Origin of the sequence: Maricaulis sp. W15 (assembly GCF_001924955.1) — a bacterium.
Classification (GTDB): Bacteria; Pseudomonadota; Alphaproteobacteria; order Caulobacterales; family Maricaulaceae; genus Maricaulis; species Maricaulis maris.
Map to the genome: position 1 here is coordinate 82,654 of NZ_LQXG01000021.1, position 21,983 is coordinate 104,636.

Here is a 21,983-nt window from a genome sequence, read left to right on the forward strand (position 1 = left end):
CGACCCCTTTGGGGCCGCCCTTCCGATCCCCGCGCGCTGCGCGGCTTTAGTCTTCGTGGAAACCGAGTTCGGAAATCGCCAACACGGCGTCAGCCGCCGGACCCGACGAGTAGGTGCCGACCCAGATGTCGTAGACACCGGCTTGCGGCTCGATGAAGCGGACACCCGGATTGAAATTTCCGGCGCCGTCATCATTGCAATACCACTCGCCGTCCGGCCCGTTGATCACCAGCGTGGTGTCGCGGTCGGAGACGGCCGAAATGTAGAGATCCAGGCCACCCGGCTCGAAGGTCAGCTCGACATCCGGGGCCAGGGTCACGAAACCCCGGCAGGAACGGTCCGCCGCCGACTCGGCTTCAACATCACCGCCAGCCATCAGTTCGACCAGATATGGGTCGGGCACGAAACCGCCGGACAGTTCGACATCGGCATAATTGGCCGGCAGCGAATAATCGAGCGGGGTCTCGGGCAGGAAGCCACCGCCAAAACCGAGTTCGGAAATGTGCAGGGTCGCGGGACCGGCATCATATTCGCCATAGGTTCCGACCCAGATGTCGTAGCGACCGGACATCGGCTCATCGAACACGAGACCCGGATTGAGCTCACCGGCACTGTCATCGTCACAATGCCAGCTGCCATCGGGCGCATTGACGATCAACGTCGCGTCACTGTCCGACGTCGCCGAAAGGTAGAGATCGAAATCGCCGGCCTGGTAGTTCAGGTCGAAGTCCGGAGCGCTGTCGGCCCAGCCACGGCAAGACTCGCCGACAGCCTCGTAGACATCGGTATCGCCGCCAGCCATGACATCGACATTATACGGATCCGGGACAAATCCGGCATCAAGCGAAACCGATCCGGACTGCGACGGCAGCGAATAGTCGAGCACGGCTGGCTCATCGACCATGCCGAGAAAGCCGAGTTCGGACACATAAACCGTCGCCGGCACGCGCTGGTTGGACGAGTAGCGGGCCGTCCAGACGGCGTAGCGGCCGGGCAGCGGGTCGCGGATCTGGACACCCGGGTTCAGGTTCTCCGCGCTGTCATCATCACAATGCCAAGCCCCGTCAGGCGCTTGTACCGCCAGCGTGGTGTCGGAGTCCGACTGCATCGAAACATAGAGGTCAAAGGTGTCGCTGCCGGCATAGTCGACCCAGAGGTCCGGCGCCTGATCAGCCTGCCCCCAGCACATGCCGTCGGCGAAGCGGTCCAGCTCGACCGGGCCGCCCGCTTCAACATTCAGCGTGCGCGGATCATTGGCAAAACCTTCCGACAGGCTCAGCGTGCCATACTCCGGCGGCAGGTCGGCCGACGGTGCCTGCGAGTAGGGATTATCGTCCTCAAAGCCAAGTTCGGAGATATGCAGCATGGCCGGCTCATAGCCGCCACCCGAGCCAAAAGTGCCAACCCAGATATTGTAGACACCACTCTGCGGCGCTTCGAACAGCATGCCCGCATTGAGACCGCTGCCGGCACCGTCATCATCACAATGCCAGCTACCATCCGGCGCATTGACCAGCAGGACCGTATCCACATCCGATGCGGCAGACAGATACAGGTCGAAACTGCCGGCATCGTAGTTGAGATTGTAGGATGGCTGGTAGCTGACAAAGCCCGGGCACCATTCCGAGGCTTCGCTGGCCGGCATCGCGCCACCGGCACGCAGCCCGACCGAGAGCGGGTCCGGCACGAAGCCGGCATTCACATCACTCGAGCCGTAAGCCGGCGCGGCGTTCGGGTCCTGGATCGCGTGGGCAGGTGCGATCGCAAGCATGGCCGCCATCGCGGCTCCGGTCATCAGTTTCAACTTCATGTCTCTCTCCCCCAGGATTGAAGTGTCACTCGCTGTAAAGTTCCGAAATCGACAGGCGTGCTGTCGCCGAGCCGGGACCGAGCAGGCGTCCGACCCAAATGTCGTAATTGCCGGATTGCGGCTCGCCGAAACGGATCGACGGGTTGAGTCCGCTGCCGCTGTCATCATCGCAATACCAAGCACCATCAGGCGCATTGACGACCAGTGTCATGTCCTCGTGCGAACTGGCCGACAGGATGAGCGGGAAGGATCCGGCGTTATAATAGACCGCGACATCCGGCATGCTGCCGCTGATATAACCGTGGCAATCCGGCGATATCTCCGCCGTCGCATCGAGGCGGGCCTCGAAGGCCAGCTCGACAGACTGCGGGTCCGGTGTGAACCCGGCCGACAGATAAACCCCCTCGCCCGGACCGTCCGCAACGGCCAGCGCCATACCCGGGCCAACCGATGCGGTCAGCGCCAGAGCTGGCAAAAGGGCGAAAATCCAGGGGCCGTTCATCATGTCTCCTGTCCGGTGGACGTCACGACGCAGATCCGATTGCGTATCAATTGATCATGCTTTCTCATTGATTTCATCAGAAATCCCCGGCGCTGAACATCATCTGAACGGGTGAGTCGCCATTTCGGCACACACGCGGCGGTAATGCGGCACAGTTCGGGCCCGATCTTCCAGCCTGTTGAAATTTCCCGCAAAACCGGGTTAATCGGCGATCACGCCATGCCGCAAGGCAATGATCGGATTTGCCTCGTGCTGACACCCTCGCTCTCGATCTTCGCCAACCAGGCCTATCGTCACTACTGGATCATGCGACAATTGCTGTCGGCCGCACGACAGATGCAGGCCGTCGCGATCGGCTGGCAGGTCTATGATGTCGCCCGCCAGACCCGCTCGGTCGAGGAATCGGCCTTGCTGCTGGGATTCGTCGGCCTGGCCATGTTCGCGCCGGTCTTTTTCCTGTCCCTGCTCGGCGGACAGGCGGCAGATCGGCTCGACCGCAAACTCATCCTCGTAACCACCAATCTCATCCGGGTGGCCTGCGCCATCGCGCTGGCGATAAGCCCCTTCTTTACCGGACCGATAACGCTGGTGATCGTATTTGGCGCCGCCACCTTCCTTGGCGTCACCCATGCCTTCTCACCGGCCGCGTCCAGCGCCCTGATGGCGCGGATCGTGCCACGCGCCGATATGCGCCAGGCCATCGCCTGGAACTCCCTTGGCTTCCAGGCAGCAGCAATCGGCGGCCCGGCGATCGGCGGTCTGCTTTATATTTTCGGCCCGACCACGGTCTATCTGGTCAGCGCGGCCATGTTGCTGCTGGCGACCGGCTTCATCGCCACCGCCCGGACGCCGCGCCACGAAAAACTGCAAGGCCAGCGCGGCCTGTCGATGGTGATCGAAGGTCTGCGCTATGTCCGCGACAACAAGGTCGTGCTCGGCGCGATTTCACTGGACCTGGTGGTGGTACTGTTCGGCGGCGTGACCGCGCTCCTCCCGGTTTTTGCGCGCGACGTGCTGCACACGGACACGGTGGGGCTGGGTCTTTTGCGGACTGCACCGGCCATTGGTGCCGCCATGATCGCGCTATTGCTGGCGACCCGACCGCTGACCCGGCGCATCGGCGCCTGGATGCTGGGCGCCATCGCCGTCTATGGCGTCGCCATGATCGGCTTCGCCCTGTCTGACGTCCTGATCCTGTCCATGATCGCCCTGGCGGTGACCGGGGCGGCCGACATGATCTCGGTCTTCATCCGGCAATCGATCATACAGCTGGCCACGCCACTGGGCATGCGCGGACGGGTTTCGGCGGTTGAATTCATCTTCATTTCGGCCTCGAACGAGCTCGGCGAATTCGAGTCCGGGGTTGCCGCCCGCTTCCTCGGTCCGATCGGCGCCGTCCTGCTGGGCGGTGGCATGGCGCTGGTCACAGCCGCCGCCTGGTTCCGCCTCTTCCCGCAACTGGCACGGACGGATGAGCTGGAACATGTCGAGGAAGAGCCCGCCAAACCTGCCAGCTGACCGCCAACAAAAAACGGCGCCCCCGATGGGACGCCGTTTTCATTGATCGCAAGGCGGCACGCGCTAGCGCGGCGCCATCACCATGACCATGAGACGACCTTCAAGCTTGGGCTCGAACTCGACCTTGGCCACGTCGCCGAAGTCTTCCTTGACCCGGTTCATGATGTCCATGCCGCGATCCTGGTGAGCCATTTCCCGGCCCCGGAATCGCAGGGTCACCTTGACCTTGTCGCCGGCCTCGAAGAAGCGGTGCATGGCCTTGGTCTTGACCTCATAGTCATGCACATCGATGTTCGGACGCATCTTGATCTCTTTGATCTCGACGATCTTCTGCTTCTTCTTGGCCTCGGCCTTCTTCTTCTGTTCCTGGTATTTCAGCTTGCCATAATCGACGATCTTGCAAACAGGCGGATCGGCATTGGGCGACACTTCAACGAGGTCGAGTCCGACTTCCTCAGCGGCTTCAATAGCGGCTTCAGTCGGCATAATGCCTTGTTTTTCTCCAGATTCGTCGATCAGGAGCACCCGCGGTACGCGGATATCCCGGTTAATGCGCGGGCCCTCTTTCTTGGGCGGTTGCGCAGCGTGCGGTCTACGGGCTATGGCATCTTCTCCCTTGTTGCCCCAAAGCTGAACCTAACTAATCCTCCCGGGAGGGCGCTGGATCAAGCCCTAAACAGGCAAAATGCACCTCAGGTCCGCCGGGAGGCGGGCACTATGGTGAAATGATCACAATTGGCAAGTCTGCAAAGCGGCTCACGCTGCCGCCGGCGCATCAGCGAATCCACCGGCAAAGCGCATCGCGGCAATCGCCTCTTCCGGCGTCACCTGGGCCAGCGTGGTGGCGTGCATGAGAATGACCGGAGACGGGCCGCGCGGGGCCAGCGGCGCCGGATCATCGACATTGCCATAGAGCGCCAGCGCCGGGGCGCCGGACGCTGTCAGCAAATGGATCAGCGGCGTATCCTCGGAGAACACAAAGCGCGTCCGCCGGGCAAGGCCCGCCAATTGCGGCAGTTTCGCCTTACCGGTCAGATCCCGCGCACCCGGCGTCACCTGCGAGACATGGCGACCGACATCGCGTGTGTCCGGCCCGCCGATCAGTGCCGGCGTAATACCGGACTGCAAAAGCTCATGCGCCAGAGCGGCCCATTTTTCTTTCGGCCAGCGCAGGGCCGGTTTGACACTGTCCCCGGCCGGGGCCAGCAGGGCGAAGGGACCATTGAGCCCGAAATATTCCGGATCGAGCATGCGCGACTGCTTGGCGAGGAAATCGACCCAGCTCGCATCGGGCGCCGGGGCGCCGCCGAGCGGGAAGCGGGTTGGCTCAAAGCCCAGCACACCGTTGAGCACACCGGCCGCGGCATCGACCGGGTGCACGCCTGCGTCAGCCACAGGAGCAACCTCGTGCCACTTGGTCTTCGCGAAACGGAAATTGCCCTTGATCTTGCGCGAGTCCGCCGAGCCGACGAGATCAAAAACGCGCGCGGGCTTGGCCAGCTTCAACCGTTTGTCGCGCAGGCCCGCCATCGGACGCGTATCCGGGCAGGCGTCGGTCTCGATCGCATTGAACCAGGGGCAATGTTTGAGCAGGCTCTCGAAATCGGGCGTCGTGAGCAGGATGATCCGGTCCCGGCGATAGGTGTCGCGAATGGTTTTCGCGGCGGCCAGCATGCGCACGGTCGCGGTCAGGTCACCCCAATGAAGGATATAGGTTATGTCGCGCTGCGGCTCGGTCATGGGCGTGAGTTTAGGACCTCATGATAAACCCGCAAAGTCGAAGCTTGCAGGCTGCGGGTAGAAAAATGCGTTGTGACATGATCGCGCGCCGCAGCGACCATGATTGCGCGGTCATCGGGCGCGAGTGCAAGCGCGTCGGCGATGGCTTTCGCGAGCGCCGCCGGATCGCCGGGTGGAACACGCCAGCCGGTCTTGCCGTGCTCAACAACTTCGCGCGCACCGCCATGATCGGCGGCAATGACAAGCCGCCCCATGGCGCCGGCCTCTGCCGCCGTCCGGCCAAAGGCTTCCGGTTCGACCGACGGGGTCAGGACGAGATCACTCAGGGCGAAGGCTGCCGGCATGTCGGTACAATGTCCGACCCGATGAACCCGTTCCGGCACACCCAGTTCAAGTGCCAGGGCATCAAGCTCCGCGACATAGGCGTCTCGCCCCTGGGCATCACCGGCGAGCAATAAGTGCGGTGACGGCCCGTCCGGCGGCAAGGCAGCGAGTGCCCGGATGGCTTCACGCTGGCCCTTCCAGCCGGTGAGCCGGCCAGGCAGAAGAAGGCACGGTGCATCTCCCAACCCGTCAAGACCCCAGCGCGTACGCAAGGTGTCAATGCGGGATTGCGAAATCGCGGCCGGATCGAAGCGCGCCAGATCGACGCCGCGCGGAATGACGACCAGCCGGTCCTCTCCGACACCGTGTTCGGCGCGGACATGGTCGGCAATGAAGTTCGAGTTGGCGATCACCCGCTCACCCGCAGCCATGACCGCGTTATAACGACGTTTCAGGGCGGATCGCGCATTGTAGGTGCCATGATAGGTGGTCACGAAATGCGCCGCGGTCCGGTCACAGGCCCATTTGGCACTCCAGGCCGGCGCCCGCGAGCGGGCATGGACAATATCGACCCCCTCGCTTCGGATCAGCCGGATCAGGGCGTGCATGTTCGACCACAGGACAAACGGGTTCTTGCTGGCGACCGGCAGGCGCACGAGTTCGCCCCCCAGCGCCGCCAGCTCCTCTTCCAGACGACCGCCCTGACTGGCCACGACGGCCCGTCCGCCGGCCTCGATGACCGCCTCGGCAACTTCCAGCGTGGTCCGCTCGGCGCCGCCGGCGTCTAGTTCCGGGATAACCTGGAGAAGGATCATGAAAAGCCGGACATCCTCGAGCATGCGGCATGGCGCGCGCGCTGGCCTGCCTTCTTCTTCCATAGCTCGCGCCGGAAAACAAACCCGCTTTTAGATGCCAAGGGGGCTATCGTCACACCATCATCCTGCCGTATCTGGACACGGCGAGGCCGGTCCGGGGGGTGGGTCTCGCCGCTGTATCCGCCGGCCTGATCCCTGCCGGCCCGTACCGATGGAGCTACCCGATGCGGTTTACCCTCACTGCCTGCGTCCTGGCGCTGGCCACCACCCCGCCCCTTCATGCCCAGAACGACGCGGCCTATCGCGAGCGGGTCCGGTTCGACACCTGTCTCGGCCAGGTTCAGATCGACGCGACCGACGCGCTTGAACGGGCCCAGGCCTGGCGCATCGAGGGCGGTGGCTGGCCGGCAGAAGTGTGTGAGGCGCGGGCCCTGATTGCCCTTGGCGAAGGCGAGATCGGCGCCGACATCCTGGTCAATCTCGCCGATGGCACGGCTATCGGCATGGTCGATGCCGAACGCACCGAACTTCTGACCTTGGCCGGGGATACGCGCTTCATGGCCGGCCAGCTGGACGACGCGGCCGCCGCTTATGACGCGGCGCTCGCCCTGCAACCCGACGACATTCCAGCCCGTCTCGCGCGCGCCGGGCTGCACGCCGGCCGCAATGATTGGGCCGCCCTCAGCACCGACGCGGAAAGACTGATCGAGATCGCGCCTTGGCTGGCGGCAGGATGGCGCTATCGCGGACAGGTCCGGCTTGCCACCGGGCAACTCGACCTCGCCTGGCAGGACATGCAGCGGGCCCGTGAGCAGGAACCCGACGACATCCCGACACTTCTCCTGCGCGGCGCCATTCTGGAAGCGCGCCGACAGGCAGCGGCTGACTAAAGCCCGACAGCCTGCAAGGCGGGCGGCTCATCATCATTGGCACCGTCAAGGACGACCCGGTTTCTGCCGCTTTCCTTGGCGCGATAGAGCGCCGTGTCGGCGGCCTGCAACAAGGCGTCCGGCGCCGAAATCAGATCACCGCACGCCAGGCTCGCCACGCCGAGGCTGGCGGTGACGGGGATAGCCGCTCCGGCATCGCTGACAATGTCCATTGCTTCGAGGGCGGCGCGAATGCGCTCGCCGGCCAGCGCTGCCGAATGCAGGCCGGCACCCGGCAGGATCACGCAGAATTCTTCGCCGCCGATGCGCCCCAGCATGTCCCCGGTGCGCAGGCAGCCCTGCGTTGCCGCGACCGCTTCGATCAGCACCTTGTCGCCCGCAGCATGCCCATGGGTGTCGTTGATCGCCTTGAAAAAATCCAGATCAATCATGATCACCGAGAGCGGCAAATCATCATTGCTGGCGCGCTGCACCTGCAGGTCGAGATACTGCATGAAGGCGCGCCGGTTGGCGGCACCGGTCAGCGCATCGGTCTCGGCCAGGCGGCGGAATTGCTTCTGCATGCGCACCAGACGACTGGCTGCCCGCAGGCGTGCGCGAAGTTCGGTCATGTTGACCGGCTTGCGAATGAAATCGTCAGCGCCGGCATCGAGCGATTCTTCCAGCCGCCGGTCCTCGCCGGAGGCCGTCACCACAATCGTGTAGACGGACTCGGTTTCGCTGTTCGACTTCAGCGACCAGCAGGCCTCAAGACCGGAAACGACCCCGACCTCGATACCGGTCAGAAAGATGTCGACGGGCACGAGCTGCAATAGCCTCAACGCCTCTTCAGCGCTGCCGGCCGTCTGGACGCTGTAGCCGGCCTGGCGCACGGCTTCGGACAGGATGCGCAGCTGGACCGAGCTGTTCTCACAGATCAGCACCGAGATCGTGTCGGACGCCATGTCGGATTGAAAATCAGTCGACGTCATCGGTGACGCCCCTTGTATCGTAGAGCCATGACTGGCGCCCCCCCGACGCGTTGTCACAAAATTCCAAGCCGTCAATCTGTCCGCAAAAGGATAATATCCCCTCAATACGAAACCGTTTGATCGCCGGACCGCGACACGGCCCGCCATTCAGCACGAACAGCTTCGTCGCCTTCGGCCTCGGCATCGCGTTCGGCCCGGGTCCGCGCGCGGCCCGGATCGAGCTGTGCCAACGCCCATACAGCCATGCCGCGGACGAGGGCCGACGCGTCTTCAAGCCCCGCCTCGACCGTGGTCAGCAAGGCCGGATCACCCGAATTGCCGACCGCAATCATTACATTGCGAACAAAACGGTCCCGACCGATCCGCTTGACCGGCGACGCTGTGAAGACCTGCCGGAAAGCCGCATCATCAAGTGCCGCCAGTTCAGCGAGGAGCGGGCCTTTCAGCTCCGGCCGTGGATGAAAGGCCGTTTCCACACTGGTCTGCGCGAACTTGTTCCACGGGCATACCGCCAGACAGTCATCACAGCCATAAATCCGGTTGCCCATCGGCTTGCGGAATTCCTCCGCAATGACGCCCTTGTGCTCGATGGTAAGGTAGGAAATGCAGCGCCGTGCATCGATCCGGTAGGGCGAAGGAAAGGCCCTTGTCGGGCAGATATCGAGACAGGCCCGGCACGAGCCGCATGTGTCGCGCTCGGCCTCATCCGGCTCCAGCTCGGCCTCGGTCAGCATCACCCCCAGAAACAGCCAGGACCCGAACTCACGACTGACCAGATTGGTGTGTTTACCCTGCCAGCCGACACCCGCTTTTTCCGCCAGCGGCTTTTCCATCAATGGCGCGGTATCGACGAAGACCTTGACCTGCTTGCCGGTTTTCTCGGCAAAGGCGCGCGCCAGATGTTTCAGACGCTTCTTCAGCAGATCATGATAATCGGCGTTTTGCGCATAGACGCTAACCACGCCTTCCGAGCGCCGCTCCAGCAAAGGCAGCGGATCCTGCTCCGGCCCGTAATTCAGACCGACCACCACGGCAGATTTTGCGTCCGCCCACATGGCGGTGGGATGCTGACGCCGCTCGAGCGTCTCTTCCATCCAGGCCATCGAACCGTGATGCCCGTCGGCGACATATTCCGCGAGACGCTCACCGGCAGACCAGGCCTCGTCGGCCCGGCAGATGCGGGCGGTGGAGAAGCCGAGCTCTAGGGCGAGGGATTTGAGGTCTTGGCCGTTCAATGATTTTCCATAGCCTGTGCGACCTCGCTGGCCATTCGGTCTTGCCTGACAAGCAACTCGTTACGGCGCAGCGTTAGCGCGTTGAGGCGTTGCGCCGTTTGACCAATGATTTGCAGCCTGTGTTGTTCCGACTCAGCATCAGGATACACGTCAAGAAAGTCGTCGATCACACCGGCACTTTCGAGCAGCAGGTCTGCTGTTTCCTCGTAGGCCAAAAAAAACTCAGATAGCATGGTAAAGGATGCAAACCATTCCGTGCGCTCATCGTCGGGCATATCGACAAGCGACTGCTCCAATATATTGAGTTGCTCGTAGACAATGCGCCGGATACCGCTTTGCTGCGCCATTATCAGATCGCGATACTGCTCAACGATCTGCGCCTGAAACAACGTGGTTTCGAGTCCCTCGCCGACGATCCAACTCCGCACCATTACCGCCAGGTCTCTGTTCATTCTCAACACTTGCTCACTCGCAAGATTTGCAAGACTCCCTGGATTTGTTGGGTCGTTTGAGCGCATCGTTTCTTTCTGCAGGATGTTGGCCTCAAGCAGCGCTATCTCGGCATCAACGCTCAAAACCCGCAATGTGAAGTTGGCAGATTCCAAACTGTCACGGGTGCTCCGCAACTCGGCGATGCCTCGCGCCAGAATGTCGTCAGCCTGCCGATGAATCAGGTCCACGGAACGCCGGGACGCTTCGAGGCGATGGCTTTGTGACTCGTCTCCAGCGACGACCGGCGCTTCGGATAGCCCCGCATTCGCCTCCGACATTCGTTCTTGGGCACGAATCAATCTTTCGATCGCCTCGTCAAAAGCCTGGCGAAGCCGTTCCGGGTCTTCTTGCGTTTCCAGCAGCGGCCGCAACTCCTGAACGACTGCCACCAATCGGGCCGGCGCGACTACCATCTGCCCCAACACCGAGTTTCGATCATTCACCCACTCGATGACACGCTGGGTATCTTCAAATGGGACCGCGGCATTGTCCGCGCTCTGGGCAAGACTTGGTGCCGCCGGAAGCCAACCAAACAGCAAGACAATCAGAACGAACAATCGCATCATCAAAAATCCAGATCCGCATAATGCGCCGCCGCCGGCACGCCCGGCAGCTTGTCGGTCAGGAGGCCGCGGAAGGCCGGACGGCATTTGACGCGGGAATACCATTGCTTGACCGGCTCGAACTCATCCCACGGCACATCGCCGAGATAGTCGGCACAGGAAAGATGAGCCGCCGCGGCGATGTCGGCCAGCGTGTAGCGCGGACCGGCGAGGCCGTCGCGGGCTTCCAGGAGCCAGGCGAGATGGTCGAGATGCCAGCGCAGATGCTCGCGCCCGGCCCGCAGGGCGGCCGGGTCGGGCGCGCCGAGACCCTGGGCCCGCTTCTCCAGTTTTTCGTGCAGGAGATAGGCGTTGACCTCGCCATCATATTTGCGGTCGAACCAGTCGACGAGGCGGCGCGCTTCGGCGCGCTCGGCCGGACCGCCCGGCAAAAGGCAGGGGCTGGGCGTTGTTTCTTCGAGATATTCCAGGATGGCGCGGCTCTCGACGATGACCCGGCGACCGCCGCCGCTCTCATCGACCAGGACCGGCGTGGTGCCGGCGGGATTGAGCGACAAAAGGTCATCCGGACGCTCCCACGGCACTTCCAGCTGCAGGTCATGGCGCAGGGATTTCTCCTCGAGCGCGAGGCGAACCTGTCGGGAAAACGGGTCGAGGGGCCAGAAGTGGAGCGTTCGCATGGTATCAGGCTAACCCGCTTCAACCGGAAGTCTAAGCGTCCTTGGACGTGGTTTCTGTATTGAAGAATTCACCACCATGCGGTTCCGCCTCGCCGTGCGGGTCGGCGTGGATGATGATGTCGGCTGCCGGATAGGCGGCCAGCAAGCGACGCTCGCACTCGATCAGGATGGTATGCGCCTCGCGCAGGGACAGGCCCGGATCCAGTGCCATGTGAAACTGGATATGGACCAGCGGACCAGCGGCACGGGTGCGGAGCTGGTGAATGTCAATGATACGTAGATCATCGCGCGCCAACGCCGCGATATGGTCACGCGCCTCGTCGGGAAGTTCGCGGTCCATCAGCTGATCGGCGGCCGACCGGGCCACGCCCCAGGCGGTCCAGAACAGCCAGCCTGAAACAGCCAGCGCGGCCAGCCCGTCGAGCCAGAACCAACCGCCCAGCGTGGCACCGAGAATGCCGATAATGACAACGCCATTGGCGCCCAAATCCGAGAAATAATGCGCCCGGTCCCCCTCGACGGCGACCGATCCGGTCTCCCTGACGGCCCGCGTCTGGATTACGAGCAGACCGACGGTCAGCACGATCGACAGCACCATCACACCCAGTGCCCAACCACCGGCCCGGATTTCGACCGGGTTGAACAAATGCTCGACGCCTTCGCGCAACAGCAGTACCGCCGACATCGCCACGAAAATCGCCTGCAAGATGCCGGCAAAGGCCTCCGCCTTGCCATGGCCGAACCGGTGTTCGGCATCGGCCGGCTCGGCGGCGTAGCGCACTGATAGATAGACGGCGAGCGAGGCGGTCAGGTCGAGCAGGCTGTCGGCCATCGAGGCCAGCAGCGCCACCGAGCCCGACATCCACCACACCCCGGCCTTGGTGAGGGTCAGGATCAGCGCCACCACGACAGACGCCGCCGTCGCCTGGCCAGTATGGCTGAGCGCGTCCTTCGGGCTGAGACGTCCGGGTCCGCCGGGACCGGCGGCGAAGTCGTGAGGCATGACGATATCCTTTGCAGCGGTTTTGGTCCGCTACGCCGCCGGCGTCAATCAGGCCGCAGCGCCCCGCCTGCAGCCAGACGAACGGAGCACTGGCCAAGCGCGCTGCTTTGCCCGACTATCGGCCTGCCCGATTGCCGCAGGACCCTGCCATGAGCCTGATCTATCTCGTTATTCTCGCGCTCGTTCAGGGCATCACCGAATTCCTGCCGATCTCGTCCTCGGCCCATCTCATCCTTGCCCCGCAACTGACCGGCCAAAACGACCAGGGTCCGCTGATCGACGTCATGGCCCATGCGGGATCGCTGCTGGCCGTGCTGGCCTATTTCCGCCGTGACATCGGCGCCGTCGCCGTGGGCAAGCTGGCCTTGCTGCAAGGGCGCCTCACGCCGGGCGGCCGGATCGCGCTGCTGGTCGGCGCCTCGATGCCGCCAATCTTCATCATCGCCGGCGCCCTGGTCGCCTTTGACCTCGTCGATGCGCTGCGCTCGCCGACCGTGATCGCGGTCTCGACCCTGGTGTTCGCCCTGCCGCTCTGGCTCGCCGACCGTTATGGCCCGAAAGTCCACACAGTCGAGACGATGAATTTCAAGCAGGCGACCCTGATCGGCCTGGCCCAGCTCTTCGCCCTGATCCCCGGCGCCTCGCGCTCGGGTGTGACCATGACAGCCGGCCGCGCTTTGGGACTGACCCGCAGCGAAAGCGCCCGTTTTTCCATGCTGATGGCGATCCCGGTGATCGGCGCGTTCGGCGTCATCTCGATGATCGAACTGGCCCGCGCCGGTACCGATGGCGGTGGCGCCAGCCTGACAGACGGTCTGATCGTGGCCGGCCTGTCCTTCGTGACAGCCTGGGCGGCGATTGCAGTTCTGATGAAGCTGGTCGACCGGATCGGCTTTTTGCCCTTCGTCCTCTATCGCATCGCCTTGGGTCTCGCCCTGCTGGCCTTCGCTATTTAGAGTGACGCCATAATGTCTCGGGGCCATGCTCAAAGCCCTGAGACGAATGGAGGGGACTCGGCCATGCGTGCCATCACCGTATTCCTGTTGCTTGCCTTTGCGTCGAGCTGGAGTGTCGCCGGGTATATTCACGCAACGGGTGGCCTTGGCGCCCAGGGCCCGCTCGGCAGCGCCGGCCTGCTCGCGCTCATGATGATGGGGCCCGGCGTCGCCGCTCTGGTGACCAGCCTCCTGTTTGACAAGGGCCGTCGCCTCGCGGCGCTGGGCCTGCGGGGCTTCCGGGTCGCGCAAGTCCTGCGCTGGACCCTGTTGGCCTGGCTGGTCCCGGTGACCATTTGCGCCCTGTCGGTCATCGTGACTCTTGCCCTGTCCGGACAGCCTGCTGGTGATCCGGCGGCCTTCCTGGTCGCCCAGGTCGAGGCGAGCGGACAGACCGTGCCGATGGAACCGGCAACCCTGCTGACGCTGCAATTCGCGATCGGTCTGCCGGTTGGCATCGCCTTCAACACGGTCTTCCTGATGATCAGCGAGGAGATCGGCTGGCGTGGCTGGCTGCAGCCGCGACTGGCCGGCCTCGGCTTCTGGCCGATGTGCCTGGTGATTGGTGCCATCTGGGGCATCTGGCACGGCCCGATTATCCTGATGGGCTATAATTATCCCGGCCTGGGATGGACCGGTGTCGCGGTCATGACGGTCTTCACAATCCTGTGGACACCCTATCACGCCTTGGCGCGCGAGCGCGGCGGGCTGATAGCCGCCGCCGGTATGCACGGGTCGCTCAATGCCGTCGCCGGCGCGTCACTGATCTTTCTGTCAGCCCCGCAATGGCCGTGGAACGGGCCACTCGGGCTCGGCGGCATGCTGGTCCTCGCCGCCGGACTGCCGCTGCTTGCCTGGTTTCGCCACAGCACCGCGACCAAATCGGCATGAAAACGGGCCGCGCTGACACGCGGCCCGTCAAAAACTCACCAGGACTGAAACCCGCTCAGGCTTCGCGTTCGTGGAATTGCCCATAACGACGATAGCGGACCAGATAGCTCGGCACGATCGCTTCGACGGTTTCACCCACAATACCCAGATCAGACAGGCCCTTGGCGCCATCCGACACAACATTGTCGGACTTCAGCTGCACCAGCTGGTCATTGGTGATCAGGGTCGGCATCAGCGGCAGGGCGCCGACCAGTTCGGAAATCGTCGCGATCACCTTGCCGATTGTCCAGGGCAAGGGCAGCAGCAGGCGCGGCCGGTCGATCTCGGCCAGGATGAAGCGCATCAGCTCTTCAAATGTATAGATGCCGGGACCACCCAGCTCATAGGTTTCGCCGCGCGCATCGCTGCGCTCGAACGCCGCCAGGACAGCCTTGCCGACATCACCGGCGAAGACCGGCTGAAACCGGGTCTTGCCGCCACCGAACAGCGGCAGGGCCGGCACGAAGCGGGCCATCGCGCCGAAGCGGTTGAAGAAACCATCCTCAGTGCCGAACACGATCGAGGGCCGCAGGATGGTGGCCTGCGGCAGGGCCGCCAGCACCGAAGCCTCGCCTTCGGCCTTGGTGCGGGCATAGCGCGAGGTACTGTCGTCCGAGGCGCCAATGGCCGAGACCTGGACCATGCGCTCAATGCCCATCGCCGCCGCCGTGTCGGCGATCGTCTTGGCGCCCAGCGCATGCAGGCGGGTAAAGGTCTGACGACCGCCCTCATTGAGAACACCGACAAGATTGACCACGCCAGCGGCACCATCCAGCGCCCGCTCGACCGAGGCCGGAACGCGCAAATTGGCCTGCACCAGCTGGACCTGACCGACCACGCCCATGACCCGCAGGTCCTGCGCCAGATGCGGTCGGCGCGAGGCGACGCGCACCCGGTAGCCGGCCTTGGCCAGCGCCCGAACCACATGACGCCCGACAAAGCCGGACCCGCCGAACACGGTGATGATCTCGTCTCGCAGCATGGAATGCCCTCGTGCAAATAGGCTTTGTCCGGGATAGACCAAAAAACCGCGCGCCTGTCCATGCGGCAATGCGCACGGTACTGAAGTGTCGAACACAGCGCGGCGTGCAATCAGCCCGTTGACAGCGCCCCGCCCCGGCTTTAGTTACCGCGCCTCGCACACCTGCCCAGGTGGCGGAATTGGTAGACGCGCTGGCTTCAGGTGCCAGTTCCCGCAAGGGAGTGGAAGTTCGAGTCTTCTCCTGGGCACCATTGCTTTCCTTTCAAGGAATAAGCCCGTCGCGCCGACGGGTAGGTTGTCCGGAACTCTTCGGTATGATTTCGCAGTGCATTGCCGGATCCGGCGCGCCTACTGGTGCAAAAATCCACAACCTTACGTGAGGCCGGGCTTGACGGACACGGGCGCCGCCTTTCAGGATGAACCGGAAATATTCTGGGGGACTATCCATGAAACATGTTGCGTTGGCCGCCACCTTGGCGGTCGGGGGACTTATTGCGCCGTTTTCTGCTCATGCCGATGACGCCTCTGCCGACGGCCATGCGCCGGCGCAGTACCTGATCATGGAACCCAATGCCGAGATCATCTTCATCACCACTGGTGGTGCCGAAGTGCGTGCCGACTGGACCGAGGCGGCGACCAATAATCTGCGCGGCCATTTCAGCGACCAGATCTCCTCGGCCGGCTATACGGTGACAGGCTTTGAGAGCGATGCGCTGCACGCTGACGAGATCCAGCAACTGCTCTACCTGTTCGAACTGGTCTCGGCCTCGGCCGATCTGAACATGCCGCACAAGGGCGGCCGGGGCAGCAATCACGACATTACGCTGGGCGAGACCGCATCCTTGCTGCGCGAGCATTACAATGCCGACCGCGCGATTTTCGTCGATCACTACTCGCAGATCGAAAGCGGCGGCGTGTTCATGACCCAGGTCCTGGTCGGGACGGCGACCGGTTTCACCCCGCCATCGCAGAATGTCCGGGCCACGATCGGCACGATCATCGATCTGGAGACTGGCGATATCGTTGAGCGCGCACAGGCCACGCTGGGCGATGCGCGCGACGAAGGCGAGTCGGCCGGCATCGTCACGCGCGTTCTGAACAATCTGCCGCTCGAATAGGACGGCTCCGATGCTGAACTCCCTGACCCGGCTCGGCCTTGCGGCCGGCCTCGCAGTGAGCCTTGCTGCCTGCGCCTCGACCGACCACGGGGTTCGCAGCGCCGGCGATCGTCCGATGGACCTGTCATCGACGGAAGCCAGCCTGTGGTACCAGACCGATGAAGCCGAATCCCGACTGCAGGCCTCGGGACAACTCAATTCCGACCCGGCGCTCAACGCGTGGGTGAATGCGCGCATCTGTGAGGTGGCCGGCACATTCTGCGACGACCTGCGCCTTTACATACTGGAATCGCCCACTTTCAATGCCTCAATGGCGCCAAACGGCATGGCGATCGTGAATACCGGCTTGTTGTTGCGCGCGGAAACCACCGATGAATTGGCCTTCGTGCTGGGACATGAATTCGTACATTTCGAGGAAAACCATTTCCTCGAACGTCATGCCGCCATGCGCAACGCCAATGTCACCTCCACGGTGCTGGGCAGCGTCATCGGTGTGGCAGGCGGCGGCGGACTGTCATCATTCGGCTCGCTTCTCGCCTATGGCGGCGCCCTGTCCTTCTCGCGATCCCAGGAAACCGAGGCCGACACCAAGGGGCTGATCCATGCCACCGAGGCCGGCTACTCCGCCGATGCCGGCGCGGCAATCTGGAGCAATCTTCTGGATGAACTGACCGCGTCCGACCATGACGAGGTGACCCGCCGGGGCAATGATGGCGGGGCTTTCGGCACGCATCCCGATATTGATGTACGCATTGCATCACTCACCGCCCAGGCTGCGGACCTGCCCGTCCATGACGGCGATCGCGCCGCTTATCGCCGGATCATCCGCCCCTTCCTTCAGGACTGGCTGGACATGCATATCGTACGGCGAGACCACGGCGCCACCTTGGCGCTGGTTGATCGCCTGGCCGGGCAGGGCGAGGATCTCGGTGTCTTGCAATATGCGCGCGGCCGCATTTATGCGATGCGGGCCGATGACGCGCTCGCCCTGGCCGAGTTTGAAGCGGCGACCCGCCACGCCGACGCACCGGCGGATGCCTGGCGCGCTATCGGCGAGATGCGCCGGGCACAAGGCGACAACCCGGCTGCTGCAGCAGCCTTCCAGGCCTATCTCGACCATTCACCCCAGGCACGCGACCGGTATCTGATCGAACGCCTGATCACTGACTTGACGGGGACACAACCATGAAACGCCTTCTGATCTGCGGCCTTGTCGCCGCCAGCCTTTCCGCCTGCGCCGTTGTGCCGGTTGCCGCACCGGCCGGACCGTTCGAGACCGAGGGTGACTTTTCGGTGATGCTGCAGAACGACTGGTCGCGCTGGCCGTCGCAAATCAATCCGGCGACCAATGGCGAGTTCCTGACGCAGGACGGCGTGCTGCTCAACCGGGTCCACCTGGTTTCCATTCCTGACTCCGAAGGCCTCGTGCGCGCCCGCCGCAATGTTGAAATGCCGCTCTACACCGCCGGGTCGAGCGAGTTCGAAATCGTCGAATTCATCACATCGAGCCTGGAAATGATCGGCTATAGCGATGTCGAGGCCGATCTGATCCGGCCGGCAGAGTTTGACGGCGTCGACGGGCTGCGCTTCGGCCTGACCGGCATCTGGCAGAATGGCATGCGGGTGAAGGGCGAGGCCGCCACCATCGCGCATGATGACCGGCTCGACCTGGTGCTCTTCATGGCGCCGGAGCTGCATTACTATGATGCGGTCGCGCCGGAAGTCGAAGCGATCATGAACTCGATTGACTTGCCGGACTAGGATTGCGCCGCCCGGTCCGGTCACCACCGGATCAGACATCCACACGAAAACGCCCGGCTGCGGGGGAGGCAGCCGGGCGTCTTTTTACCTGTCGTGCTTCGTACAGGTTATGGCATGTGGCGCTTACGAGCCGGTCGCGACCGGCGTTGAGCGGCGCTGGACATTGAAGCTGCCGCTGTCGCCAGGCTGGAGATAGGCGCGGCAGAAGCCGGCCTCGGTGACCGTGAACGGGCATTCCAGCTGGGTATGTTCGACATGCAGCGTGAGGCGCAACTCGCCGCGGTCCGGCACCGAATAGGTGCACAGGCCACCGACGACGTCGCCAACGGAGAAGCGGCCATTGTCGAGGAGGCCGCGGCCCCGCTCGCGGGTTGCGACACTGTCGCCGTCACCCTGCGTCAACTGACACGATACTTCCCAGGCGCGTTCGCCCATCATTTCGAGAAGAAAAGCTTCCCCACTGTCGGGGGATTGGGCCGGGGCCGGTGCCATGAAGGCGAAGGACGCGGCGAGGGAAGCGGCGATCATTTTGCTTTGGTTTTTCATGTGGTCTCCCTCCTGCGAGAAACTCGATAGGATTGTGTATGACACTAATGTTACAGATCATGCCGCGAATGTAAAGTCCGTATACGGATCGTTCGAAAGTTTTCGTAATGGACCGCATGGCATGAAAATTAAGGCTATTGCATCACCTTCGTCGACATTTTGGTGCAGAATTTTTTCCATTTACACCCCGTTAAGACATCCAAATGCCACAAAAGGAGGCACCCCCTGTGGATAACGCTGCCGCGTGCAGGCCTGCCTTGCCGCCTGGACGGGGGAGGGCTAGCGTCGCTGCGACTTCCGGTGCGGCGCGGCAATGATCTTCAATTCCTTCGAATTCCTGTTCCTTTTCCTGCCCGGCGTGCTGCTCACCTATTATCTGGCGCGGCGTTACATCTCGCACTGGACGGCGCTGTCACTGCTCGCCGCCGCGAGCTTCTTCTTCTATGCGTGGTGGGATTTGTCGCGGGCACCCTGGCACGAGCTCGACGGCTGGACGCTTGAGAGCCTGATCCGCTCGCTCTGGTTCATCCGCCACGTCCTCCTGCTGCTCGGCTCGGTGATCATCAACCACATCGTGGCGCGACTGATGCGTCGCTGGGGCAACCAGCCCCTGCTGGCCATCGGCATCATCTTCAACCTCTCCCTGCTCGGCTTTTTCAAATATGCCGACTTCCTGGCCGGCAATATCAATGCGCTGACCGGGCTGGATATTCCCGAGCTGGGCCTGGGCCTGCCGCTGGCGATATCCTTCTTCTCCTTCCAGCAGATTTCCTACCTGGTCGATGTGGCACGCCGGAAGACCGATCCGGGCCGCTTCTTCGCGCACGCCCTGTTTGTCTCCTTCTTCCCGCACATCGTTGCCGGCCCGCTGATCCAGCACCACCAGATCGCCTCGCAATTCAACGACACCACGCGCAAGGACGATCTCTGGGACAATCTCGGCGTCGGCCTGTCGCTGTTCGCGATCGGCCTGGCCAAGAAGGTGCTGATCGCGGAAAGCATCGAACCCTACGCCTCCTCCCTGTTTGCGATGGCCGAACGCGGCGACACGCCCGGCCTAGTCGCGGCCTGGCTCGGCGCCATTGCCTATGCGCTGCAGATCTTCTTCGATTTCTCGGGCTATTCCGATATGGCACTGGGCCTGGCCCGTTGCCTCGGATTCCGCCTGCCGGTCAATTTCAACGGGCCGTACAAATCCGCCTCGGTGGTGGAGTTCTGGCGCCGCTGGCACATCACGCTGAGCCATTTCCTGCGCGACCATCTCTACATCCCGCTGGGTGGCAACCGGCATGGCGAGACGCGGCGCTCGATCAATCTGATGGCGACCATGCTGCTCGGCGGCCTCTGGCACGGCGCCGCCTGGACCTTTGTGATCTGGGGCGGGCTGCATGGCCTTGGCCTGACGGTGAATCATTACTGGAACAAGTGGGGCCCGAAAGGCTGGTTTGACGGCCATCGCCGCATCATCGCGATCGGCCTGACCTTTGCCTTCACCACCATTGCCTGGGTTTTCTTCCGGGCCGAGAGCTGGTCCGGTGCCGGCCGCATACTGGCTGGCATGTTCGGGTTTTCGGGTCTTGGCCTCGAAGGTGTCCCGACCGAGCTGGTCGCTTGGGTCCTGTTCGGCCTGGTTTTGGTCTGGTCGCTGCCCGACACGCCGGAACTGTTTGCCGATGTGCTCGACGAACAGACCCTCAAGGACGCCCAGATCAAGCCCCGACCCGGCCTGCGCTGGCGCTTCACCCGGCTGGCCGCCATCGGCGCCGCCTTCCTGCTCTTCCTGTCCGTGCTGAACGCCTGGAAGACGTCCGAATTCATCTATTACACCTTCTAGGACCGCGCCGAGATGCACCGCTATGCCGCAACATTGCTGATTGCCCTCTTTGCATCCCTGGCCGGGTTTGCGGGCTTCAATGCGCTGATTGATCCGTTCGGCATCATGGGATCGCCGGACCTTCCCGGCCTGACCGTTCGCGATACGCGCCTCTATGAGGATGGCGGCCGGGTCCATGTCGGCGACCAGCTGGCCCGCGGCGGCGAACGCGCGATCATCCTGGGATCATCGCGCACGGTCGATGGTTTCCCGCGTGATCCGGCCGACTTGCCGGACGGCTTCATCAATGCCGGCATGCGGGGCACCAATATTTTTGAACTGTCGCAAGCGGCCGCGCTGGCAGCCGGCAGCGAGACCTTGCAGTGCGTCGTGATCGGGCTTGATCTCGACGAGTTCGGCACCCATTCCAAGGCCAAGGCGACCTATTGGCTGTCGGCACTGCGCGACGGCAATGCCGATTTCGCCCGCGCCCGGGTCGCCCTGTCGCCCAGCACGTTCGGCGCCTCGATCCAGCTGATCGCCGACAATCTGACCGGATCGCAGCCGCGCGTGCCCTGGGCCGATACCTATCCGGCCGGCGCCCAGCGGACGCGCTATGAAAGCGGTGCCCGGGGCATTTATCGCTTCTATCTCGGCTATCGCTTCGATCCGGAACGGCTGGCCCTGTTCGAGACCGTGCTCGACCGGCTGACGGCGGAAGGGGTGCAGGTCATCGGCTTCATCCATCCGCTGCATGCCTGGCGCGAGGAAGCCCTGTTCCGGGCCGGGCGCGGCGATGACTACCTCGCCTTCCGCACCGCGCTCGCCGACACATTCGCCCGCCATGCCGACCGCGAACCCGTCGACGCCTGCCTGCCGGGCGATGGCGCACAAGTCTGGGACTTCTCAGGTTTCAGACCCTTTGCAGCCGTCGCGGCACCGGGTGCCGACGCGACCGAGGCCCATCCGACCTTCTACGAGCCATCACACTACCTGCCGAATGTCGGTGCCGACATGTTGGCGGTGATGGCTGGCGACCGGCCGCACGATGCCCGCACCACCGGTGACCGCCTGAGCCCGGAGACGATGGGTGCCACGTCAGCTGCCATCGAGGCGCGGCGTGCCGCCTGGCTCGCCACTGAGGATGGGCGCGCGGTAACCGCCATGCTGGACGCGGTTGCCGCCGGCAATCCGTCGGCCGAGCTGGAAACACCGCAATTCCTCAACGGCGATGATGAAATCAGCGTCGCCGACAAGCTGGCGCGCATTGCACCGCGCGCCGCGCGGCGCTAGAC

At 63.4% G+C, this 21,983-nt stretch carries 21 protein-coding genes and 1 tRNA gene; 10 read left to right on the top strand and 12 right to left on the bottom strand.

Annotation, left to right across the window (positions count from 1 at the left end; genetic code table 11):
* Positions 1–46: 46 nt before the first annotated feature.
* Positions 47–1,810, bottom strand: coding sequence for a hypothetical protein (locus AWH62_RS17050; RefSeq protein WP_075191394.1), 1,764 nt, complete (start codon positions 1,808–1,810; stop codon positions 47–49).
* A gap of 25 nt (positions 1,811–1,835) precedes the next feature.
* A complete protein-coding gene (locus AWH62_RS15460) occupies positions 1,836–2,312 on the bottom strand; it encodes a hypothetical protein (RefSeq protein WP_075191478.1) in 477 nt (158 codons plus the stop codon).
* 144 nt (positions 2,313–2,456) lie between these two features.
* On the opposite strand from AWH62_RS15460, the gene AWH62_RS15465 reads away from it, so the two are divergent.
* Positions 2,457–3,830 carry an MFS transporter gene (locus tag AWH62_RS15465; protein WP_233128351.1) on the top strand — a complete coding sequence of 458 codons (1,374 nt, stop codon included), beginning with the start codon at positions 2,457–2,459 and terminating at the stop codon, positions 3,828–3,830.
* 63 nt (positions 3,831–3,893) lie between these two features.
* Here the strand turns inward: AWH62_RS15465 and infC are convergent, their stop codons facing one another.
* The 3 genes from infC to AWH62_RS15480 form a co-directional block, all read right to left on the bottom strand.
* On the bottom strand, positions 3,894–4,433 hold the full coding sequence (infC, locus tag AWH62_RS15470; protein WP_075191395.1) for a translation initiation factor IF-3: 540 nt from the start codon (positions 4,431–4,433) through the stop codon (positions 3,894–3,896).
* 153 nt (positions 4,434–4,586) lie between these two features.
* The gene (locus tag AWH62_RS15475) at positions 4,587–5,570 is read right to left on the bottom strand and encodes a glycosyltransferase family 9 protein (RefSeq protein WP_075191396.1); all 984 of its coding nucleotides are present in this window, start codon (positions 5,568–5,570) and stop codon (positions 4,587–4,589) included.
* The gene (locus AWH62_RS15480; protein ID WP_075191480.1) at positions 5,567–6,709 is read right to left on the bottom strand and encodes a glycosyltransferase family 4 protein; all 1,143 of its coding nucleotides are present in this window, start codon (positions 6,707–6,709) and stop codon (positions 5,567–5,569) included. Before AWH62_RS15480 ends, AWH62_RS15475 begins: the two co-directional genes overlap by 4 nt.
* 224 nt (positions 6,710–6,933) lie before the next feature.
* Here AWH62_RS15480 and AWH62_RS15485 point away from each other — a divergent pair, with 224 nt between their 5' ends.
* Positions 6,934–7,599, top strand: coding sequence for a hypothetical protein (locus AWH62_RS15485; protein WP_075191397.1), 666 nt, complete (start codon positions 6,934–6,936; stop codon positions 7,597–7,599).
* On the opposite strand, the gene AWH62_RS15490 is transcribed toward AWH62_RS15485, so the two are convergent.
* The 5 genes from AWH62_RS15490 to AWH62_RS15510 form a co-directional block, all read right to left on the bottom strand.
* Complete coding sequence (locus AWH62_RS15490; RefSeq protein WP_083635253.1) at positions 7,596–8,570, bottom strand: diguanylate cyclase; 975 nt, start codon at positions 8,568–8,570, stop codon at positions 7,596–7,598. The two genes, AWH62_RS15485 and AWH62_RS15490, sit on opposite strands and share 4 nt — an antisense overlap.
* 101 nt (positions 8,571–8,671) lie before the next feature.
* On the bottom strand, positions 8,672–9,805 hold the full coding sequence (gene queG, locus AWH62_RS15495) for a tRNA epoxyqueuosine(34) reductase QueG (RefSeq protein ID WP_075191398.1): 1,134 nt from the start codon (positions 9,803–9,805) through the stop codon (positions 8,672–8,674).
* Positions 9,802–10,863, bottom strand: a complete 1,062-nt coding sequence (locus AWH62_RS15500) for a hypothetical protein (protein ID WP_075191399.1) — start codon at positions 10,861–10,863, stop codon at positions 9,802–9,804. Before AWH62_RS15500 ends, queG begins: the two co-directional genes overlap by 4 nt.
* Entirely contained in the window at positions 10,863–11,540 is a 678-nt protein-coding gene (locus AWH62_RS15505) for a glutathione S-transferase family protein (RefSeq protein ID WP_075191400.1), read from the bottom strand. The genes AWH62_RS15500 and AWH62_RS15505 overlap by 1 nt, the downstream gene beginning before the upstream one ends.
* Before the next feature lie 31 nt (positions 11,541–11,571).
* Positions 11,572–12,543: a cation diffusion facilitator family transporter gene (locus AWH62_RS15510; RefSeq protein WP_075191401.1), complete on the bottom strand. Its 972-nt coding sequence runs from the start codon at positions 12,541–12,543 to the stop codon at positions 11,572–11,574.
* A 149-nt stretch (positions 12,544–12,692) separates the two neighbouring features.
* Between AWH62_RS15510 and AWH62_RS15515 the strand changes: the two genes are divergently transcribed.
* Positions 12,693–13,499, top strand: coding sequence for an undecaprenyl-diphosphate phosphatase (locus tag AWH62_RS15515; protein WP_075191402.1), 807 nt, complete (start codon positions 12,693–12,695; stop codon positions 13,497–13,499).
* Between the two features lie 63 nt (positions 13,500–13,562).
* Positions 13,563–14,429, top strand: a complete 867-nt coding sequence (locus AWH62_RS15520; RefSeq protein ID WP_075191403.1) for a CPBP family intramembrane glutamic endopeptidase — start codon at positions 13,563–13,565, stop codon at positions 14,427–14,429.
* Between the two features lie 55 nt (positions 14,430–14,484).
* Here the strand turns inward: AWH62_RS15520 and AWH62_RS15525 are convergent, their stop codons facing one another.
* Positions 14,485–15,450 carry a complex I NDUFA9 subunit family protein gene (locus AWH62_RS15525; RefSeq protein WP_075191404.1) on the bottom strand — a complete coding sequence of 322 codons (966 nt, stop codon included), beginning with the start codon at positions 15,448–15,450 and terminating at the stop codon, positions 14,485–14,487.
* 164 nt (positions 15,451–15,614) lie between these two features.
* On the opposite strand from AWH62_RS15525, the gene AWH62_RS15530 reads away from it, so the two are divergent.
* The 4 genes from AWH62_RS15530 to AWH62_RS15545 all read left to right on the top strand — a co-directional run bounded on the left by AWH62_RS15530 (position 15,615) and on the right by AWH62_RS15545 (position 18,329).
* A tRNA-Leu gene (locus tag AWH62_RS15530) sits at positions 15,615–15,701 on the top strand.
* A 195-nt stretch (positions 15,702–15,896) separates the two neighbouring features.
* Positions 15,897–16,568, top strand: a complete 672-nt coding sequence (locus AWH62_RS15535) for a hypothetical protein (RefSeq protein WP_075191405.1) — start codon at positions 15,897–15,899, stop codon at positions 16,566–16,568.
* A 10-nt stretch (positions 16,569–16,578) separates the two neighbouring features.
* Entirely contained in the window at positions 16,579–17,757 is a 1,179-nt protein-coding gene (locus tag AWH62_RS15540) for a M48 family metallopeptidase (RefSeq protein WP_075191406.1), read from the top strand.
* Positions 17,754–18,329: a hypothetical protein gene (locus tag AWH62_RS15545; protein WP_075191407.1), complete on the top strand. Its 576-nt coding sequence runs from the start codon at positions 17,754–17,756 to the stop codon at positions 18,327–18,329. Before AWH62_RS15540 ends, AWH62_RS15545 begins: the two co-directional genes overlap by 4 nt.
* Positions 18,330–18,452: 123 nt before the next feature.
* Here the strand turns inward: AWH62_RS15545 and AWH62_RS15550 are convergent, their stop codons facing one another.
* The gene (locus tag AWH62_RS15550; protein ID WP_075191408.1) at positions 18,453–18,875 is read right to left on the bottom strand and encodes a hypothetical protein; all 423 of its coding nucleotides are present in this window, start codon (positions 18,873–18,875) and stop codon (positions 18,453–18,455) included.
* Between the two features lie 313 nt (positions 18,876–19,188).
* Between AWH62_RS15550 and AWH62_RS15555 the strand changes: the two genes are divergently transcribed.
* A complete protein-coding gene (locus AWH62_RS15555) occupies positions 19,189–20,709 on the top strand; it encodes an MBOAT family protein (RefSeq protein ID WP_075191409.1) in 1,521 nt (506 codons plus the stop codon).
* A gap of 12 nt (positions 20,710–20,721) precedes the next feature.
* Complete coding sequence (locus tag AWH62_RS15560) at positions 20,722–21,981, top strand: hypothetical protein (RefSeq protein WP_075191410.1); 1,260 nt, start codon at positions 20,722–20,724, stop codon at positions 21,979–21,981.
* The last annotated feature ends 2 nt before the right edge of the window (positions 21,982–21,983 follow it).